Source organism: Vibrio chagasii, assembly GCF_024347355.1.
In the GTDB taxonomy this organism is placed as follows: Bacteria; Pseudomonadota; Gammaproteobacteria; order Enterobacterales; family Vibrionaceae; genus Vibrio; species Vibrio chagasii.
In genome coordinates this window covers 943,951-962,519 of the sequence record NZ_AP025465.1, presented here as the reverse complement: position 1 = coordinate 962,519, position 18,569 = coordinate 943,951, and the positions used below count along the sequence as shown (strand labels likewise).

The following is an 18,569-nucleotide window of genomic DNA, read 5'->3' as shown; positions in this document are numbered from 1 at the left end:
ATCCAAGTACGGCTGATAACGCCAAAATTACTGTGTTGAATCATTTCTTGATGCTGCATATGCCTCTCCTTGAGAACGTGATGGTGTAACTACAATATATCGGCTTTTTGTTAAAAGCAGCAAGCATATTAATGTTAACCTTTTATGACAGCACCAAGAAGTTTCTGTAACTATTCACCCCTTTGATAAATCATAGATTTAAGCTCGACTTGTCGTTGAAAGCAACGCTCCAGCTCCAATAAACACGCCCCCTGTCACACGATTGAAAACCTTAGCTCGGCCTTTCGCGAACAACCAATTCGACGACTTTGCGCCTAAATACGCGTAGACCAATAACCAAGACAACTCCATCACAGCAAAGGTTAAAGCAAACACAGCAAACTGCGGTAATAGCGCGAGTGATGGGTCAATAAACTGCGGGAAAAGTGCGGTAAAAAACAGAATCGCTTTAGGATTACTGGCACCGACAATAAAGCCACTTACGTAGTGAGAAACGATACTCTCTTTAACGACTTTAGAGTCTGATTGCTGACTCGGTAGTTGGTCATAATCTTGCTGACTCGAGCGCAACGATTTCCATCCGAGGAAGATAAGATAAGCCGCCCCCGTCCATTTAATGACATTAAATACCACTTCAGAAGAGGCAATAATGACTCCGAGTCCCGTAAACGATAGCGTGAGAATTCCGGTAATCGCCGTTAGGCTACCTAAAGCAGTAAATATCGATAATTTGAAGCCCGATTGCACACCTTTGGTCATGCACAATAAAGAACTTGGGCCTGGGGATGCCGTCAAAATCAGCACGGCTAACAGATAGTAGATCCATGTATCAAAGCTCATCGTGAATTCTCCTTAACTCACTAAAACGACTAAATATTAAACACCAATATGGAATAAGCCCTCATATTAATCAACTAAATATTGCACTTAACGTCTTCGATATGAATACAAACATCTTTAATCTAGGCAATAAAAAACGCCATGCAGCAATGCATAGCGTTTAAACAAAACGTTTCAAATCGAACGTCTTACTAGATTTCAGGTTCTAAGCTTACAGCCCGATGACCGGATCATTCGCCTAATAGCTACCAACTAGTCTTTGTAGATAGAGAACTCATCAGCGCAAGCAACAAGCTGCTCACGAGTGATCATGAATACACCGTGACCACCATTAGAGAATTCAATCCAAGTGAATGGAATCTCTGGGTACTGATCCATCATATGAACCATTGAGTTACCTACTTCACAGATAAGAATACCGTCATCAGTTAGGTAGTCTGGCGCGTTAGCTAGGATACGGCGAACCAGTTTCAGGCCGTCAGTACCCGCAGCTAGACCAAGTTCTGGCTCGTGAGTGAACTCATCTGGCAGGCTGTTCATATCTTCCTCATCCACGTATGGTGGGTTAGATACGATCAGGTTGTATTTCTCTTTTGGCAGGTCACGGAACAGATCAGAACGGATTGGGAACACTTGTTGCTCCATGCCGTGATCTTGAACGTTCTGCTCTGCAACTTGCAATGCATCAGTAGAGATGTCAATTGCGTCAACTTCTGCTTCAGGGAATGCGTGTGCACAAGCGATAGCAATACAGCCACTGCCCGTACAAAGGTCCATGATGCGAGTCGGATCTTCAGTTAACCAAGGTTGGAATTGAGCTTCAATTAGCTCACCAATTGGAGAACGAGGCACAAGAACACGCTCATCAACGAAGAACTCAAGGCCACAGAACCAAGCTTTGTTCGTTAGGTAAGCCGTTGGTGTACGATCATTGATACGCTTGATTACACGCTCAACAATACGTAGACGCTCGCTGCTCGTTAGACGAGAGTTCAATACATGTGAAGGAACATCAATCGGCAGATAAAGAGTTGGTAAAATAAGTTGTACCGCCTCATCCCACGCATTATCAGTGCCGTGACCATAAAATAGGCCCGCTGCATTGAAGCGGCTAACAGTCCAACGAATCACATCTTGAAGCGTGTGTAGTTCTGATACCGCTTCTTCTACAAAAATCTTATCCAAAATTGTCTCCGAAAAGCGCTACAATACTGCTAATTACGTTTCAAATTAGAATTCATAACCTGATGAGCAAAAAAGACACCGATTTCGATGACGATTTCGCCCTGTTCAGCGATGCAGTAAAGGGCGTTAAAAAGTTGCAACAGGATACCATAATCCAGCAGCCAAAAAGAAATGCCAAACAAAAAGAAATTACTCGAACGGCAAGACAAGCCAGTGACAGCGAGTTTTATTTCTCAGATGAGTTCATTCCGCACCTTAGCGAAGAGGGTCCAACACGCTATGCGCGTGACGATGTCTCCAAGTATGAAGTGAAACGACTTCGTCGTGGTGTCTATGTACCAGACGTCTATCTGGATATGCACGGCATGACGCAGCAAGAAGCCAAACGCGAGCTTGGCGCTATGATCGCACATTGTGTGAAAGAAGGTGTCGCGTGTGCCTGTGTTCAACACGGCATCGGTAAGCACATCTTAAAAGAGAAAGTGCCTTTGTGGCTGGCTCAGCATCCGGATGTGATGGCCTTTCACCAAGCACCTCTTGAATTTGGCGGCAATGGTGCACTGTTAGTGTTGCTCTCTATCCCAGAGAAATAGAACGAGTCGTAAGCACATCACACCAAATAACAAAGGGCACCTCAATTACTGAGGTGCCCTTTTCTATTCTGGCTGTCGCTCTATGTTCTCTCAAACCCTAAGTTATGGGTTGATGTTCCACAGCAGCTCACCTTTTTGTGTCTCAAGGTCGAATTCAATACACGCTAAACCTGATGTTGGGAACATCGGCGGCGCCATACCGGTTGCAAATTCTGCTGTTAAATAGCCCACTAGAGGTAAATGAGAAACAAATAAAATGGTCTCTAGCTTTTCTACTTCAGCCATTGCCAAGGTCAAATCAAACACATCGTCAGACATTCCATAAGGCGTGATGTCATCACAGGTTTCCACTTTCTTTCCAGAAAACGCCTGAGATATCTCTAACCACGTTTCTTGCGCCCTCAAGTATGGGCTCACAAGCACTTTGTCAAACTGGCTAATGCCCTGCTCATGTGCAGCTTGAGCCACCGCAAGAGAAGCCATTTTACCGCGCTTAGTTAACGCTCGTTCTGCGTCCGAGTTAGCAAAATGCTCTGCTTCACCGTGGCGCATTATGAATATTTTCATGTTCTGTCCTGTCTACGTAACATTTCGAAAGTCGATATATCCCATATCAGCGATACGCTACTTAGCGTTTGGCCCTCAATCCAGAGGGAGCCGCAGTCTATATAAATAATTATATCAAGTCACTTGCTAAAGAGTTCGACTTTCTTAACAATCTTGTTAAAAGAAAATAAATCACTGATAAAAATCGATAAAAGTGATGTAGAAGTCGCCAAAAAAGCACTTCATATCCCAAAATATGATCACGAGGTTTGCACGCCGAACCATCGGGTACATAATTTAAAAACCACCTTCTTTGGAGATGCTCCAGTGCATTTAAGCCCCAACGATGAACATCAATACCGTTACCTCACCTTACATAACGGATTGCGAGTGCTTTTGGTTCAAGACCATTGTGCTCAAAAAGCCGCAGCTGCACTCGCCGTTAATGTCGGGCACTTTGATGATCCTGCCGACCGAGAAGGTTTAGCGCATTACCTAGAGCATATGCTATTTCTAGGAACTGAAAAGTATCCAAAGGTCGGAGAGTTTCAGAGTTTTATCAGCCAACATGGTGGCAGTAACAATGCTTGGACCGGAACAGAGCACACTTGCTTCTTTTTTGACGTCGAATTAAATGCCTTCGAGGGCGCTCTAGATCGCTTTAGCCAATTCTTTACCGCCCCTCTATTTAACGAAGAAGCACTAGATAAAGAGCGCCAAGCCGTTGATTCTGAGTACAAGATGAAACTCAACGATGATGCGCGACGCCTATACCAAGTTACCAAAGAGTTGGTTAATCACAACCACCCATTCTCGAAGTTTTCTGTCGGTAATATCGATACGTTAGGTGACAGAAATGGCGTTACTATTCGCGAAGAAATTCTCACATTCCATCAGCAACAGTACTCCGCCGACCTAATGACCCTAACACTGTCCGGCAATCAATCATTAGATGAGATGCAAAGCTGGGTTGAGGAGCGCTTCAACTCAATCCCCAATCACAACCTTCAGGGCAAAAAGGTTGAGGTGCCCATTGTTGGCGAATTGAGCACTGGAGTTCAGGTACACGTAGAACCGGTTAAGGATGTCCGCAAACTGACCTTAACCTTCCCTATGCCGAGCATGGATGAACACTACGGTGTCAAACCGCTGTCATTCTTCGCACACCTATTAGGTTACGAAGGAGAAGGCAGTTTGATGATGCAGCTCAAAGAGAAAGGCTGGATAACATCACTCTCTGCTGGCGGTGGCGCAAGCGGCAGTAACTACCGCGATTTCACGGTGAGTTGCTCACTAACTATCGAAGGCTTAACCAAAACAGATCACATCATCCAAGCGGTGTTCCAATATATCAAGTTGATTGAACAACAAGGGATTGAAGAGTGGCGTTACCTTGAAAAACGTGCCGTTTTAGAATCCGCTTTCCGTTTTCAAGAGCCAGCAAGACCGCTCGATGTCGTCAGCCATTTGGTTATCAACATGCAACACTATCAAGAACAAGATGTGGTGTATGGCGACTATAAAATGTCGCATTTCGACGAAGATCTGCAACGTTCACTGCTTCCTTACTTAACCGTCGACAATATGCGTGCGACCATTATTGCTAAAGGTTTTGAATATGACAGAGAAGCAAAATGGTACTTTACGCCTTACTCGGTGACTCCTTTCACAGCTGAGCAAATTCAATGCTTTACCTGCATTAACCCCGGTTGGCAGTTTGAGCTACCCGGTAAGAACCCGTTTATTTGCTATGACTTAGACCCAGCAGAACTTGAAGGTGACACTGAGCATCCTCAGCTGTTACAAGAGCTAGATGGTTTTAAGTTATGGCACCTGCAGGATCACCAGTTTAGAGTTCCTAAGGGTGTGGTGTATATCGCCATCGATAGCCCACACTCAGTAGCCAGCCCAAGAAACATCGTAAAAACACGCTTATGTGTTGAGATGTTCTTAGATTCTCTTGAAAAAGAGACCTATCAAGCTGAAATCGCGGGCATGGGTTACAACATGTACACCCATCAAGGTGGCGTGACACTGACACTCTCTGGATTCAGCGAAAAGCAACCACAACTGCTCAATATGATCCTAGAGCGCTTTCAGGCACGAGACTTTAGTCCAACTCGCTTTGAAACCATTAAGCATCAACTTCTCAGAAACTGGAATAACGCGTCGCAAGACCGCCCAATTTCGCAACTGTTTAACGCAATGACGGGTATTTTACAGCCTAACAACCCACCATATGCGGTGCTCATTGAAGCGCTAGAAACGATTGAAGTCGATGAGCTCTCTTCATTTGTTCAATCTATTTTGGCCGAGATTCATGTTGAAATGTTTGTGTATGGCGACTGGAGACAAGCTGATGCACACAAGATGGCTGAAACACTCAAGGATGCCCTACGAGTTAAAGACCAGGCTTATGAAGAGTCACTGCGCCCATTAATCATGCTGGGTGAAAACGGTAGCTTCCAGCGTGAAGTAGTCTGCAATCAAGATGATTCAGCGATCGTGGTTTATTATCAATGCCCTGATATTTCGCCAAAGAATATTGCGCTGTATTCGTTAGCCAACCATTTGATGTCTGCGACATTCTTCCATGAAATACGCACCAAGCAGCAACTGGGCTACATGGTTGGTACCGGCAATATGCCGCTCAATCGACATCCCGGCATAGTGCTTTATGTACAATCGCCGAATGCTGCTCCTGCTGATTTACTAGTCTCAATCGATGAGTTTCTCAACGCCTTTTACATGGTGTTGTTGGAACTCAATGACTACCAATGGCACAGCAGTAAACGAGGCCTTTGGAATCAAATATCAACACCAGATACGACATTGCGAGGACGTGCTCAGCGCTTATGGGTTGCGATAGGTAATAAGGACTTGGAGTTCAATCAGAGAGAACGAGTACTAGAAGAGCTCAAAGGGCTCACTCGCTCAGATATGATGCGTTTTGTGGTTAGTCAGCTTAAGCCACGTACTGCTAATCGACTGATTATGCACGCACATGGTAACGCTCACAGCGAGGAAGAGAAACTATCCGCTGGTGTGGAAATAGGCTCTATTGATGAGTTTCAATTGCGCCCGAAAGATACTGAGCTTGGCTAATTAATAGGCTAACAATTCAAAAGGTTGATGTGAAAGCATCAACCTTTTTTATTGGATGAAGCACAAAATCAGATCTCCTATTACGCTCCTCCGTCGCTTTAGGAGATGACGTTAGTTTTGATTGAGATCTGTTTTACCACCTGCCTTATCAACGCAATAGCTGTACTTTCTACCTCTCTATCGTCATTCCCAAGAGGGAGGAACGGACGAGTCGGGAGTCTCCCATACCGTTCAGCTCTTCCAAACAGAACGCATGACTCCCTTGTAACTCTCGAGAAGGAAAAATGACTGAGTCGAGAATCTCCCATCCCGATCAGCTCTTACAGACAGACCCCACCTCTCCCCGTCATTCCCGAGAAGGAGGAACGACTGAGTCGGGAATCTCATATATTCCAAACTGCCCAGAAACAAAAAGCCCGCATCAACTGCTTGATACGGGCTCAATATTTAGCTGACTAGAGAATTACTTGTAGAAAGATTCATCCAGACCAGCTCGTGTCAGTAGGCCATCACATGGTGCGAAGCGATCGCCATACTTAACAGCAAAGTCGTTCATCATCTCAACCAGTGACTTAATACCAATTTGGTCCATGTAACGGAACGGACCGCCCAGGAATGGAGGGAAACCAATACCGAAGATAGCACCAATATCGCCATCACGAGGGCTGCGGATAATGCCTTCATCTAGACAACGAACCGCTTCATTCAGCATAGGCAACACACAACGCATTGCGATGTCGTTATCACTTAGCTTCGGCTCAGGTTGCAGCTTAAGTAGCTTGTAAACAGACTTATCGACTTCCTTCTTCTTACCTTTGTAAGTGTAGAAACCTTTACCGCTCTTACGGCCTTTACGGTTGTCATTCAGAAGAATGTCGAACACATCAGGGCCTTGGAAACGGTCACCTAACTCATTGACTAGAATCGGGATGATCTTAGCACCAATATCCACACCGACTTCATCTAGCAAGGTAATTGGGCCAACCGGGAAGCCAAAATCTAGCAGTGCACTATCCAGTTTTTCAATCGGCTCATTCGCTAGTAGCAGATGTGCCGCTTCATTCATGTACGGAGCCAGAATACGGTTCACATAGAAACCTGCCGTGTCTTTAACAACAATCGGCGTTTTGCCTTGCTTCTTCGCCAATGCTACTACCGTCGAGATAGTCTCTTCTGACGTTGTTTCATGAGGGATAACCTCAACTAGCGGCATTTTCTCTGCAGGACTGAAGTAGTGAAGGCCTACCACGTTTTCTGGACGCTGAGCCTTCTCTGCAATCTTATGGATTGGCAGTGATGAAGTATTCGTCGCGAAAATAGTTTCTGGCTTCGCATTTTGTTCAATGTCTGCAACCATAGACTGCTTCAGGTCTAGATCTTCAAACACCGCTTCAATCACTACGTCTGTGTGATTGAAGCTAGTAAAGTCGATACCACCAGAAAGCTGAAGCATCTTACTTTCAAGACCGGCACGGCTCAGAATACGACGTTTGCGCTGCTTATCGAATAACTTGTAGTTATAGTTAAGCGCGTTCAGGACACCATCATTTGATACATCTTTAATTCGAACCGGTACTTTTGCTTTCGCTACACTCACATGGCTAATACCTGCGCCCATCAGTCCGCCGCCTAACACACCAACACGCTTAACCGCTTTTGGTTCTGCGTCTGCACCGTGTTCTTTCTTCATTTCAGTGGTTGCAAAGAAGATAGAACGAAGCGCTTTTGACTCAGAAGTCATTACTAGCTCAGAGAAACGCTTCGCTTCATACTGAAGACCTTTTTCAAAGCCATTCTCTAGGCCATAACGAATCACATCCAGAATCGCGTCAGCTGCTGGGTAGTTACCACGAGTTTTCTGATTGGTCTTCTTCGCAGCTTGTTCAAAAATCACTTTACGACCAAGGCCGTTGCGAGAGATAAGTTTCTCTTTCGTCGAAGCTTGGCTCTTAGAAGCAAGGCGCTTACCTTTTTTGCTACCCGTATTCTTTTCAACGTAGCTTTTCGCTACTTCAAGCAAAATCGTATCTGGGACACAAGCATCTACAACACCAAGCGATTTCGCTTTCTTAGCACGCAGCTGCTTACCAGTAAGAATCAGGTCGAGTGACGGTAGCAAACCAATTAAACGAGGCAGACGTTGCGTACCACCAGAACCTGGTAGTAAACCTAGCTGAACTTCAGGCAGACCAAGGCGAGTCTTATCTGAATCGGTACACACACGGTAGTCACACGCTAATGCGAGCTCTAAACCACCACCAAGACATGGACCATGAATTGCAGCAACAACTGGGTAAGGAAGATCAGACAATGCTTGGAACATCTCCTGACCTTGGCGTGCTAGAGATTGTGCTTCATCAGCGGTTTTACACGCATCCAGCATTCGAACGTCTGCACCCGCGATAAAGTTATCTGGCTTAAGAGAGTGAACAATTAGGCCTTTAACGCGGCTTTGTTTTTCTTTTAGCTGTTCAAAGATCGCTTTCATCTCTTCAGCAAAAGCCGCTTGTAGCGTGTTCATTTTCTCACCTGGTACATCAATCGCTAGCCAAGCAATGTCTTGGTCGTCGATGTTAAGAGAGAATGCGGTCGCTTTCTTTTTCGGTGCTTCAGTCACTGGAGTTGACTCCGCGTTAGTGACTACTTCTTTTTCTGTTGTTGCATCAAGAGTCGTAGACATTATTCTACCTCCAAGATCATTGCTGCACCTAAACCACCAGCTGCACACGCTGTATTCAGTGCCAAGCCGCCACCGCGACGTTTTAATTCACGTAATGTTTGAGTCATCATGCGCGCGCCAGTTGCTGCAAACGGGTGACCGTAAGCAATTGAACTACCCAGCACGTTGAACTTATCCATATCAATCTCACCGATCGCTTTATCACGGCCAAGATTCTTCTGTGCGAACTCATCACTAGCAAACATCTTCACATTCGCTAGAACTTGAGCTGCAAAGGCTTCATGCATCTCGATAAGCGTAAGGTCCGATAGCTCTAAACCAGTGTTTTTCAATACTTGCGAGGTCGCGTAAGTCGGGCCCATTAGCATATCCGTTTCAACACCAATCGCTGAGAACGCATAGCCACGAATATAACCCAGCACTTCTAAGCCTAGTTCTTTCGCTTTGCCTTCGCGCATCAACATCACAGCTGCACCGCCATCAGTCAGCGGCGTTGCATTCGCAGCAGTCACACTGCCGTATTTTCTATCGAACGCAGGGCGAAGCTTTGCGTAACCTTCAACCGTAGAGTCATGACGAATGTTGTTATCTTCCGCTAGGTACTTTTTGTACGGTGCCGGAAATGCCGTCATTACTTCATCTTTAATCTTGCCGTCTTTCCATGCTTGAGACGCCAAAGAGTGAGAACGGTGAGCAAGTGCATCTTGAGCTTCACGAGTAATACCGTGTGTCTTTGCCATCTGCTCAGCGGTTTGGCCCATCGATAAACCAGTCGAGTATTCAGCAACTGCAGGCGGCACTGGCATCAAGTCTTTTACTGAAAGTGTTTTGAGGATTTTCAGTTTTTGGCCCATGGTTTTCGTTTTGCTCAGCGCTAGCAAGTTAGCGGCAAGCTTTTTAGAAACGCCAATCGGCAATACAGAAGAAGAATCTGCACCACCAGCAATGCCGACATCAATCGTGCCAGCCATAATGCTTTCAGTCACATTAACTGCAGCTTGGAAGCTGGTCGCACATGCTCGAGTCACACTGTAGGCATCAGTATTGATATCCATGCCTGTGCCCAACACGATTTCACGCGCGATGTTCGGTGCTTCTGGCATTTGCACGACTTGGCCGAACACAACTTGTTCGATAAGCGCAGGATCGACATCAGTTCTTGCGAGCATTTCGCTCACAACCATTTTGCCTAAGTCGACCGCAGGCACTTGACTAAATTCGGTGCTCTGGCGAGCGAATGGGGTTCGTAATCCAGCGACAACGGCAACACGTTCTCCAGAACGCGTTTTGACTTCCTGTTTGCCCATGGTTTCTCCTTAAAGTTAAGAGGTCTGACCTGAAGCATTGTAAAGAAGTTGTTAATTAAATCAAACGAGCGTTTAAATAAACGTGATACGAGTATCTCACTGTCTGAAAATATAACTGCAAATTCAGGCGAACCTTTTGGGGTGAAAGGTTGTCCTAAGATACTAAACTATTGTAAGTAAAGACTGTTATAGCGATGTAGGAGATTGGGTTTCTTGAGGCAAAAAAAACCACACAATACTGTGTGGTCGGAATGTGTATAAAGCAATTAACTTAACGCCAATTGAAATAATCAGTTTCCTGATTAGGAGAAAGTAAAGTCAGCCTTCAAAAGGAAGTGCCGTCTTGCTCAACATGCTAGCCACGAATGACTAACTAGACGACAAGGTGTACTATAACTTTTTCAGGGTCTTAGATTTTGAAGTAGATCAATTTTAATGTGATTTTACGATTTCCTGCCGCTCGTTCGCTCTAAAGACGAAACAGACTATAAAACGAAGCACAACGTATAGAGGACAGCTATACGCAGAGCAATTATGGAGGCTCGAGTGTCAATAATAAAAATGTTTGGAAAGAAAAAAGCCAAACGTCCGGTCAACTCTGATATGGACAAACAAAGAAAATATGAAGCACTCGTACGTGCCTATCACCGTGACCTCTTTCGCTACGCCTATTGGTTATGCAAAGACAAAAGCATTGCCGAAGATTTAGTGCAAGAAACTTGCCTTCGTGCTTGGAAATCACTCGATAGCCTACAAGATGAAAAAGCCGCGAAGTCTTGGCTGATTACTATCTTGCGCCGCGAGAATGCTCGACGTTTTGAACGCAAACAATTTGATCTGGTTGATATCGACGATCATGGTAACGATGCCAGTGTCAGTGATGACCCGCACCATCAACACCAATGGTTGCAAGTCCAGATCATGAAACTTGAAATTGATTACCGTGAACCTCTCTTCTTACAAGTGATTGGTGGTTTTAGTGGTGACGAGATCGCGGACATTCTCGATCTCAACAAAAACACGGTGATGACACGTTTATTCAGAGCTCGAAATCAATTGAAAGAGATGCTGGATACAGAAGAAGCAGAGAGGGGGCAACATAATGGATGATTTAGAATTTCGTCGTCGTGTATTGTCGGAACCTAAACAGCGTACACAAGATATTGTTGATGCAACCGCAAATAGCGAAGCCAACAGTAACTTTTTAGATGACGTACTATCGCTTGATAAACAGATCCACTCTGCAATGAATGTAGACGTGCCAGACGATCTTGCCGATCGCATTCTGTTCAATCAAACCTCAAGCGAAGAGAGCAAAGTCGTAAGACCTACGTTTGCGAGACGTGCAATGGCAATGGCCGCTTCCGTAGCATTTGTTGCTGGTCTATTAGTTGGCCAGGTAAACTGGGGAAATGCGTTAGTCTCTCCAGCACACGCAAGCTTGGCTGATACGGCGATGCAGCATGTTATCGATGAAAAAAGCTTTGTCAGCACTATTGATGAACAAGTTACATCACAGCAAATCAATGCAAAAATGAACCCATTTGCTTTTCAGTTTGATGAAGCCTTCCCATACCACGTCTATTACCTGAACCATTGTGGTTTTGGGAAGTCTAACGCAGTACACATGGTATTCCAGGGTGAAAAAGGCAAAGTTACGCTATTTCTAACTGGCATCCCAACAGACAAACCAGTCGACTTTGACGAAAAAGGAATGTCAGGCTCGGTAACACCGATTGATAACAGCAGTTTGATACTCGTTGGTGAAAATGGCGAGGATGTGTCTAAAATCTCAGAAAAGCTGACGAAAATGATCAAACCGATGAGCTAATCAACTCTCAAAGCCTCTCAATTAAAGGCCCAGCAATTATATTCTTGATATTGCTGGGCTTTATTTATAAATAAAGCACCAATCCATTCACAAAATAAATAACTCTAGAGTTAAAACTCTAAAAAACAGCATTTAGCACCATTTTCGTGCCAGATAGGCGTCATTTCCATAATTTTCCACTCAAATTTTCCAATGGTCGGATTTGTATATCGTATACTTGCGAATAGGATCAGCCACCATTGAGCAATTGCTCAAATTAATCGCCCTATAGAGGCGGAAATATAAAGGAATAAATGAATGACTACCAACAACACGCGTCTGTTTAAAAAGTCTCTTTTAGCAGTAACAATTACACTGGCGTCTTCGCAAGCGATGGCAGCAGGTTTCCAACTCAACTCACAATCAGCAACTGGTCTTGGCCGTGCTTTCGCTGGTGATGCAGTAATCGCAGATAACGCTTCAGCAATGGCTCGTAATGCAGCAGCTCTTGCATTATTCGACCGCACCGAAGTTTCATTGGGCTTTAACGTTATAGACTCCGAAGTTGAAGTCAAAGGTACAACATATTCGTCACCTCTAGGCTCTCAATCTATTGACGACACAACAAACGATGCAACATCAGTTGTTCCTAACCTGTATGTTGCGGTTCCTCTCAATGAAAAGTTTGCAGTTGGTTTCGGAGCTTACTCTAACTTTGGTACAACTAATGAGTTCGGTAACAGCTGGGGCGCTGGTACAGGTAGCGTAATTAAATCTCCTGCCGGCACTACCGTCGTTCCTGGTGCTGACGCGTTTGGTGGTACTACCAACGTAAGCTCTGTAAATCTGCTTATCGCTGGTTCTTATCGTATCAACGAGCAATGGAGCATTGGTGCTGGCTTAGACATCATTTATGGTCAAGGCGAACTAAAGCGCGACAGTACGATGAATGTTCTTACCACTCCTGACGGTGTTAACTTTACTCCTGTAGGCCAAACGACTCAAAACTTGATGGACGTAGACGCATCAGGCTGGGGGGTAGGTTTCAATGTAGGTACAGTTTACGAACTTAATGAAAACAACCGTTTCGGTTTAAGCTACCATTACAGCCCAGAAATCGAAGCAAGTGGCACAGTTTCTTACCAAGGTAACGATAATATTGGCGACCTTAAAATGCCATTACCTTCAATGGCTGAGTTTTCTGGTTACCACCGTATCGAAAACACTAAGTTTGCCGTACACTACAGCATCCAATACATTAGTTGGAGTGACTTTGATTCACTAGTAACTACTGACGGTACCAATATCAAAGATTACAAGTGGAAAGACACTTACCACTACTCAATCGGTGGTACTTATTACATCAACCAAAATTGGGAAGCGCGTATCGGATATATGTTCGATGAAGGCGTTCAAGACTCACTAACTTCTGTTTCAGTACCAGATTCAGACCGTCAATGGTTCTCAGCTGGTGCAAGCTATCACTTCAACAAAGACCAAACACTTGACCTTGGCTTCACATACCTACTTGGTGAAGACGTAAAAGTTGAAGATACGATCAACGGTGGCGCAGAAAATGATGGTTTAAGTCTAAATACGACAACTAAAGCTACTGCTATGTTATTTGGTGTTCAATACACGCACAGATTCTAGCACCAGTCTTATTTCAAATCCAAAAGGGTCGCTTTATGCGACCCTTTTTTATTATCTAAGCCACTGACCAACATCGATTTAAGCTTACAGCTGTAGCCTACACAGGTCATATCTAGCTACAAGTGTACGCTCAAATCCGATAACACACTCGAAACATTCAGACTATTAAGCTAATAATCAGTCATATTTTATCATTTAATCGCTAAAACACTGTTTTACTCGAATTTCATTTTTAAAGTAATAACTCTAAAAGTAGAATCATGACACTAAATACTTATAATTCAGCGAACATAATAATGAAAATGAATAAGACTCTTCTATCTACTGCAGTGGCAGTTGGACTACTTTCAACTTCTACGGTGACTCAAGCAGCGGGCTTTCAACTAGCAGAATACTCAGCAACAGGCCTGGGCCGAGCTTACGCTGGTGAAGCAGCAATGGCTGACGGTGCAGACGCACAATGGCGTAACCCTGCTATGCTAACTTACCTAGAAGGCACTCAAGTTTCAGTTGGTGCTATCTATGTAGATCCAAACATTGACATTGACGGCACCTCTACAACACCTCGTGGTACAACGAGCTCAAACTCTAGTGACTTCGCCCACAGTGCAGTAATTCCAAACTTTTATGTTTCTCATAAGTACAACGACAAATTCGCGTTAGGTTTTGCGGCTGGCACGAACTACGGCATGGAAACTGACCTAGGTACAGACTTCGGTGGCGCAAACCACGGCAACGAAGCAAGCGTTAAAACCATGGAGCTAAACCTTAACGCCGCTTACCAAGTACTTGAAAGCGTATCTATTGGTGGTGGTATTCGTTACATCATGGCTGAAGGTAGCTTTGGTGCGGTATCTACTGCGAACTCTTTAGCTCCACTGCAACCAGGTACTGCTCTGAAATATATGGAAGGTGATGATACTGCGTGGGGTTGGCAAGTAGGTACAGCTTGGCAAATCAACGAAAATAACCGCCTTGGTTTTACCTACAAATCAGAAGTAGATCTAACCCTTGAAGGCCACGCAAATGGCGCTGCTTTCGATAAGGCTGCAGCTGAAAGCGCTGGATTAGGTGCTATAAAACCAAAATATAGTGGCTCGATGGAACTAGCTTTACCAGCTACAGCAGAACTGGCAAGTTTCCACCAACTTACCAACAAAGTAGCGGTTCACGCGAGCGTTAACTGGACAAATTGGAGCAGCTTCAAAGAGCTTGTGGCAGATATTCCTGAGTTTGGCTCAAAACGTACTCAAGATATCAAAGAAGAAAACTGGAAAGACAACTACCGCTTTGCTATCGGTACAACTTACCAAATGACACCTAAGCTTGCCCTACGTTCTGGTATCGCATACGACACTTCAGCGGTAAGCGAAGAACACCGCACAGCAACGATTCCAGAAACAGACCGTACTTGGCTAAGTATTGGTGCTGGCTACCAGTGGTCTGAGCAACTAACTTTAGATGCTGGCTTCACTTACATCCTAGCGAAAGACGCAAAAATGGTTGAAGATGACGCAGCTTCTGCACCATTTGGTGGTAACTTCGAAGGTGAAGTGACTGGTAGCATCTGGCTAGTTGGTGTACAAGCTAACTACCGCTTCTAATCTACTGATCTAAAAGTAGAAAGCATTAAAAAGGCTCGATGTTGTTTTCAACATCGAGCCTTTCTTTTATCGGTTTCCTAAATCGAGTTTCTAGTAGTCTTCTAGATAACCATCGATGAAATCTTCTTCTTCAAGATCCACCTCTTCTGGTTCAATCTCAGCTTTAAAATCACGACGTTGGATGTAGACATCACGTGTTAGCGCGTATGGATCTGGAGAGTCATCTAACAAGGCTTCTTGAGATACTAACTGAGCACGTGTTTCCATCCCTTCAAAGGCCCACTTGCCCAGACCGGCCCAAACGTTCAACAAAGACAGAGGCACATAGAGGCTGTCCACCTGACTCGTCACTTCACGAGTCGTGACAGGACCGTAACCTGGCACCATAAAATACGGCCCATTTCCTACACCGTAATGACCAATTGCATCAGAGAAAGATTTATCATCATATTTGGTGATCCCGGCTTCGCTAGCAATGTCAATCAAACCTAACAAACCAAACGTCGAGTTAATCCAAAAACGATTAAAATGGTCAACTGCTTTTCTGCCATTACCCATAAGTAAGTTATTCACCATACTGGCTGGTTCGTCTAAATTGGCGAGAAAATTGGAGATTCCTGTGCGAATGGGGGCAGGTGTGTAATCAACATAAGCGACAGACACAGGCCGAACCAAATAAGGATCTAAGTAGTCATAATTGACCGTCCACATCGCTCGGTTGAAACCTTCAAAAGGATCATTCGGGTGGGACTCTTCGACGTATTCAGAGGTTTCAAGGTTATTATTGCTTTCATCTGGCGCACTAGAGCAGCCCACCGTAAGGCTTGCGATAAAGAGTAAACTCGAGAGTCTTAAAACACTGACAGACATATCACCTTTCCATAAGGAATAATAAAAAGGCCAGCAATCGCTAGCCTCAATTGTTGGCGTAAGTCTATACCGTTTATATAAAAATCGGAATAGCTACCCCCTATGCAAAATGCCAATTAATATTGCTTGTTGATGTTAATTGTTACTGGCGTACCCAATTCCACCACTTTACTTTCACCATACCAATCACCACCTCGGGTTGAGACATTACCATCAGAATCAAGCCTCGCTCTCACCATCAAAGTATCAAGACTAGACAATTTTTGACCTTGGATCATGCTATTACCGTCATCAAGTACAACTGTACGAGGGAATGAACCCAGCGGATAACGTGCCGCAGCAATGGGCATACGTGAGCCATCCGCTCGGTGCACAGAGACAACGAGCACTGACTTAGGGTCCGCATCCACCTCTGCGGATAGTTTAAGTGTTACTGCCACACTTTTGCCTTGGTCAACACCCATCACGTCGCCCATTTTCTTCTGAGCGCTTTCGATGCTGCGAGAAAGCATTTCATAACGGCTGTCTTGTGGACCAATCATTTGTTGCATGATGCTCCAGAACTTAACCGCACCAGGGTAATCTTGACGCTCAAATGCATCGAATGCGAGTAGCGAGAACACACGAAGATCAACGTAATCGTTTTGAACCAAACGACTTAGAAGCAAGCGAGCTTGGTTTTGCTCTGCCTCATCTGGAGACAACATCAGTGCTTGCGCAAAGCCAAGTTGAACGTCTTCGTCTTTAGGCTCTAACTTATAAGCACGCTCCATCGCATCAATCGCGGTTTGTACATCACGGTTAGCTAGCGCAATACGACCCAGTAGCAACCAACCCGTTGAATCTTTTGGTTGGTAATGCAAGCGAGTACGTAGTGCTAGTGTCAAATCTTCAAGTTCATCATCAGTTAGCGTACCGCCTTCTGATGACATTAGCTTTTTAGATAGCTCAGGAAGGTTATTGCTGACTTCTTGCCAATGTTGAACCTTGTCTAACGCACCAAACTTAAAGTACATACCGTAAGTAACTGCAACAACCAAAATGATTGACGGAACAACCACGCCAAGCGTTGAGATATGAGTCTTTTTCATCTCTTGCTTAGCAGGGACATCGTCAAGCAGAGATTGTTTCAAATCAGCGATCAGCTCCTGTTGGTTATCAACAAGACCTTCTTCTGCTTCTACTTCTAACTCATCAAGACGGTCTTTGTAGAATGCTTTGTTCAATTCATCGCGAAGCACATCATCGTTGTTTGCCTTTTTATTAATAAAAGGCAGAACAATCATCAAGATTGCTGCTAGCGAAAGAATAATGGTCGAAACCCAAAATAGAGTCATTACTGTTTATCTCCGTCGTTCTCTTCATCGAGTAACGCTTTTAAACGTGCTTCTTTGTCTGCATCCCAGTCTTTATCTGACTCTGTTGCCGCTTGTGATTTTGACTTTCTGCTTCGTACAATGATCAAGCCAAATCCAAACACAACCACTGCAAATGGACCGATCCATAGGATCGACGTCGCAAGTGTTAGTGGCGGATTGTAAGTCACGAAGTTACCGTAACGGGCAATCATGTAATCAATGATGTCTTGCTTCGACTTACCTTCTTTTGTCATCTCGTACACTTTTTGGCGCAAGTCGACCGCTAATTCAGCATTCGAGTCACCAATTGTGTTGTTCTGACATTTAGGACAACGCAGCGTGTTGCTCAGCTCTTTAAACTGCTGTTCTTGGTCAACGTTATCGAATTCATGAAACTCGATAGCCGCTGCAGACACAGTCGCTGAAATCGCAAACGTAGCAAATAAAGTAATCAGTGCCTTCTTAATCATTTCGCTTCCTCCAACAGGTCGTTGTACATCGGCTCAAGCGTTGATGCCCAGTTCGTTGGATTTACATCGCCCACATGGCGATAGCGAACGACACCGTTAGCGTCGATTAGGAAAGTTTCTGGAGCACCATACACACCAAGGTCTAGACCTAACATGCCGTTGCCATCAAAAAGACTGATTAGATACGGGTTACCTAGCTCTTTTAACCAACCAACCGCTTTGTTGCGATCATCTTTGTAGTTAAGACCAATAATCTTAACGCCCTTGTCAGCCAGCTTGTTCAGGTAGGAGTGCTCTGCATAACAAGTAGGACACCAAGTCGCCCACACGTTAAGAAGCAGCGGCTCACCTTTAAAGATCGCTTGGTCATGTAACTTGCCAGGTTGCTCTAAGTCTTCGAGATCAAACTCAGGTACTGGCTTACCGATCAATACCGATTCAAGTTTAGTCGGGTCATCGCCCGACTGGTTACGCACCAATTGCGTTGCAAAGATTCCCGCTAGAACCATGAACGCAATCAATGGAATGAATAAAATCTTTTTGTTCAT

At 44.6% G+C, this 18,569-nt stretch carries 15 protein-coding genes; 6 read left to right on the top strand and 9 right to left on the bottom strand.

Annotated features, from left to right (window positions below; translation table 11 throughout):
• Nucleotides 1–198: 198 nt before the first annotated feature.
• Entirely contained in the window at nucleotides 199–840 is a 642-nt protein-coding gene (locus OCV52_RS04410; protein WP_061033673.1) for a LysE family translocator, read from the bottom strand.
• A gap of 252 nt (nucleotides 841–1,092) precedes the next feature.
• The gene (gene prmB, locus OCV52_RS04405; RefSeq protein ID WP_137407311.1) at nucleotides 1,093–2,025 is read right to left on the bottom strand and encodes a 50S ribosomal protein L3 N(5)-glutamine methyltransferase; all 933 of its coding nucleotides are present in this window, start codon (nucleotides 2,023–2,025) and stop codon (nucleotides 1,093–1,095) included.
• Nucleotides 2,026–2,087: 62 nt separating this feature from the next.
• On the opposite strand from prmB, the gene smrB reads away from it, so the two are divergent.
• A complete protein-coding gene (gene smrB / locus OCV52_RS04400; RefSeq protein WP_061033674.1) occupies nucleotides 2,088–2,618 on the top strand; it encodes an endonuclease SmrB in 531 nt (176 codons plus the stop codon).
• 102 nt (nucleotides 2,619–2,720) lie between these two features.
• Here the strand turns inward: smrB and sixA are convergent, their stop codons facing one another.
• Nucleotides 2,721–3,185 (bottom strand): phosphohistidine phosphatase SixA, encoded by a 465-nt coding sequence (gene sixA, locus OCV52_RS04395; RefSeq protein ID WP_137407310.1) that lies wholly within the window; start codon nucleotides 3,183–3,185, stop codon nucleotides 2,721–2,723.
• 306 nt (nucleotides 3,186–3,491) lie between these two features.
• On the opposite strand from sixA, the gene OCV52_RS04390 reads away from it, so the two are divergent.
• The gene (locus tag OCV52_RS04390; protein WP_137407309.1) at nucleotides 3,492–6,269 is read left to right on the top strand and encodes an insulinase family protein; all 2,778 of its coding nucleotides are present in this window, start codon (nucleotides 3,492–3,494) and stop codon (nucleotides 6,267–6,269) included.
• A gap of 463 nt (nucleotides 6,270–6,732) precedes the next feature.
• Here OCV52_RS04390 and fadJ read toward each other — a convergent pair whose 3' ends face one another.
• Both fadJ and fadI read right to left on the bottom strand, forming a co-directional pair.
• Nucleotides 6,733–8,949, bottom strand: coding sequence for a fatty acid oxidation complex subunit alpha FadJ (fadJ, locus tag OCV52_RS04385; RefSeq protein ID WP_004739898.1), 2,217 nt, complete (start codon nucleotides 8,947–8,949; stop codon nucleotides 6,733–6,735).
• The gene (fadI, locus tag OCV52_RS04380; protein WP_004739896.1) at nucleotides 8,949–10,256 is read right to left on the bottom strand and encodes an acetyl-CoA C-acyltransferase FadI; all 1,308 of its coding nucleotides are present in this window, start codon (nucleotides 10,254–10,256) and stop codon (nucleotides 8,949–8,951) included. Before fadI ends, fadJ begins: the two co-directional genes overlap by 1 nt.
• A gap of 561 nt (nucleotides 10,257–10,817) precedes the next feature.
• Here fadI and OCV52_RS04375 point away from each other — a divergent pair.
• The 4 genes from OCV52_RS04375 (at nucleotide 10,818) to OCV52_RS04360 (ending at nucleotide 15,323) form a co-directional block, all read left to right on the top strand.
• Nucleotides 10,818–11,366 carry a sigma-70 family RNA polymerase sigma factor gene (locus OCV52_RS04375; protein WP_004739895.1) on the top strand — a complete coding sequence of 183 codons (549 nt, stop codon included), beginning with the start codon at nucleotides 10,818–10,820 and terminating at the stop codon, nucleotides 11,364–11,366.
• Nucleotides 11,359–12,087: a DUF3379 domain-containing protein gene (locus OCV52_RS04370; protein WP_137407308.1), complete on the top strand. Its 729-nt coding sequence runs from the start codon at nucleotides 11,359–11,361 to the stop codon at nucleotides 12,085–12,087. Before OCV52_RS04375 ends, OCV52_RS04370 begins: the two co-directional genes overlap by 8 nt.
• Before the next feature lie 297 nt (nucleotides 12,088–12,384).
• Entirely contained in the window at nucleotides 12,385–13,719 is a 1,335-nt protein-coding gene (locus tag OCV52_RS04365) for an outer membrane protein transport protein (protein WP_137407307.1), read from the top strand.
• Between the two features lie 296 nt (nucleotides 13,720–14,015).
• Nucleotides 14,016–15,323, top strand: a complete 1,308-nt coding sequence (locus OCV52_RS04360; protein ID WP_102425174.1) for an outer membrane protein transport protein — start codon at nucleotides 14,016–14,018, stop codon at nucleotides 15,321–15,323.
• A gap of 90 nt (nucleotides 15,324–15,413) precedes the next feature.
• Here the strand turns inward: OCV52_RS04360 and OCV52_RS04355 are convergent, their stop codons facing one another.
• The 4 genes from OCV52_RS04355 to OCV52_RS04340 form a co-directional block, all read right to left on the bottom strand.
• Nucleotides 15,414–16,193 carry an MlaA family lipoprotein gene (locus tag OCV52_RS04355; RefSeq protein WP_137407306.1) on the bottom strand — a complete coding sequence of 260 codons (780 nt, stop codon included), beginning with the start codon at nucleotides 16,191–16,193 and terminating at the stop codon, nucleotides 15,414–15,416.
• Nucleotides 16,194–16,309: 116 nt separating this feature from the next.
• Nucleotides 16,310–17,530 carry a c-type cytochrome biogenesis protein CcmI gene (gene ccmI / locus OCV52_RS04350; RefSeq protein WP_137407305.1) on the bottom strand — a complete coding sequence of 407 codons (1,221 nt, stop codon included), beginning with the start codon at nucleotides 17,528–17,530 and terminating at the stop codon, nucleotides 16,310–16,312.
• Nucleotides 17,530–18,021 carry a cytochrome c-type biogenesis protein gene (locus OCV52_RS04345; RefSeq protein WP_137407304.1) on the bottom strand — a complete coding sequence of 164 codons (492 nt, stop codon included), beginning with the start codon at nucleotides 18,019–18,021 and terminating at the stop codon, nucleotides 17,530–17,532. Before OCV52_RS04345 ends, ccmI begins: the two co-directional genes overlap by 1 nt.
• Entirely contained in the window at nucleotides 18,018–18,569 is a 552-nt protein-coding gene (locus OCV52_RS04340) for a DsbE family thiol:disulfide interchange protein (RefSeq protein WP_008218327.1), read from the bottom strand. Before OCV52_RS04340 ends, OCV52_RS04345 begins: the two co-directional genes overlap by 4 nt.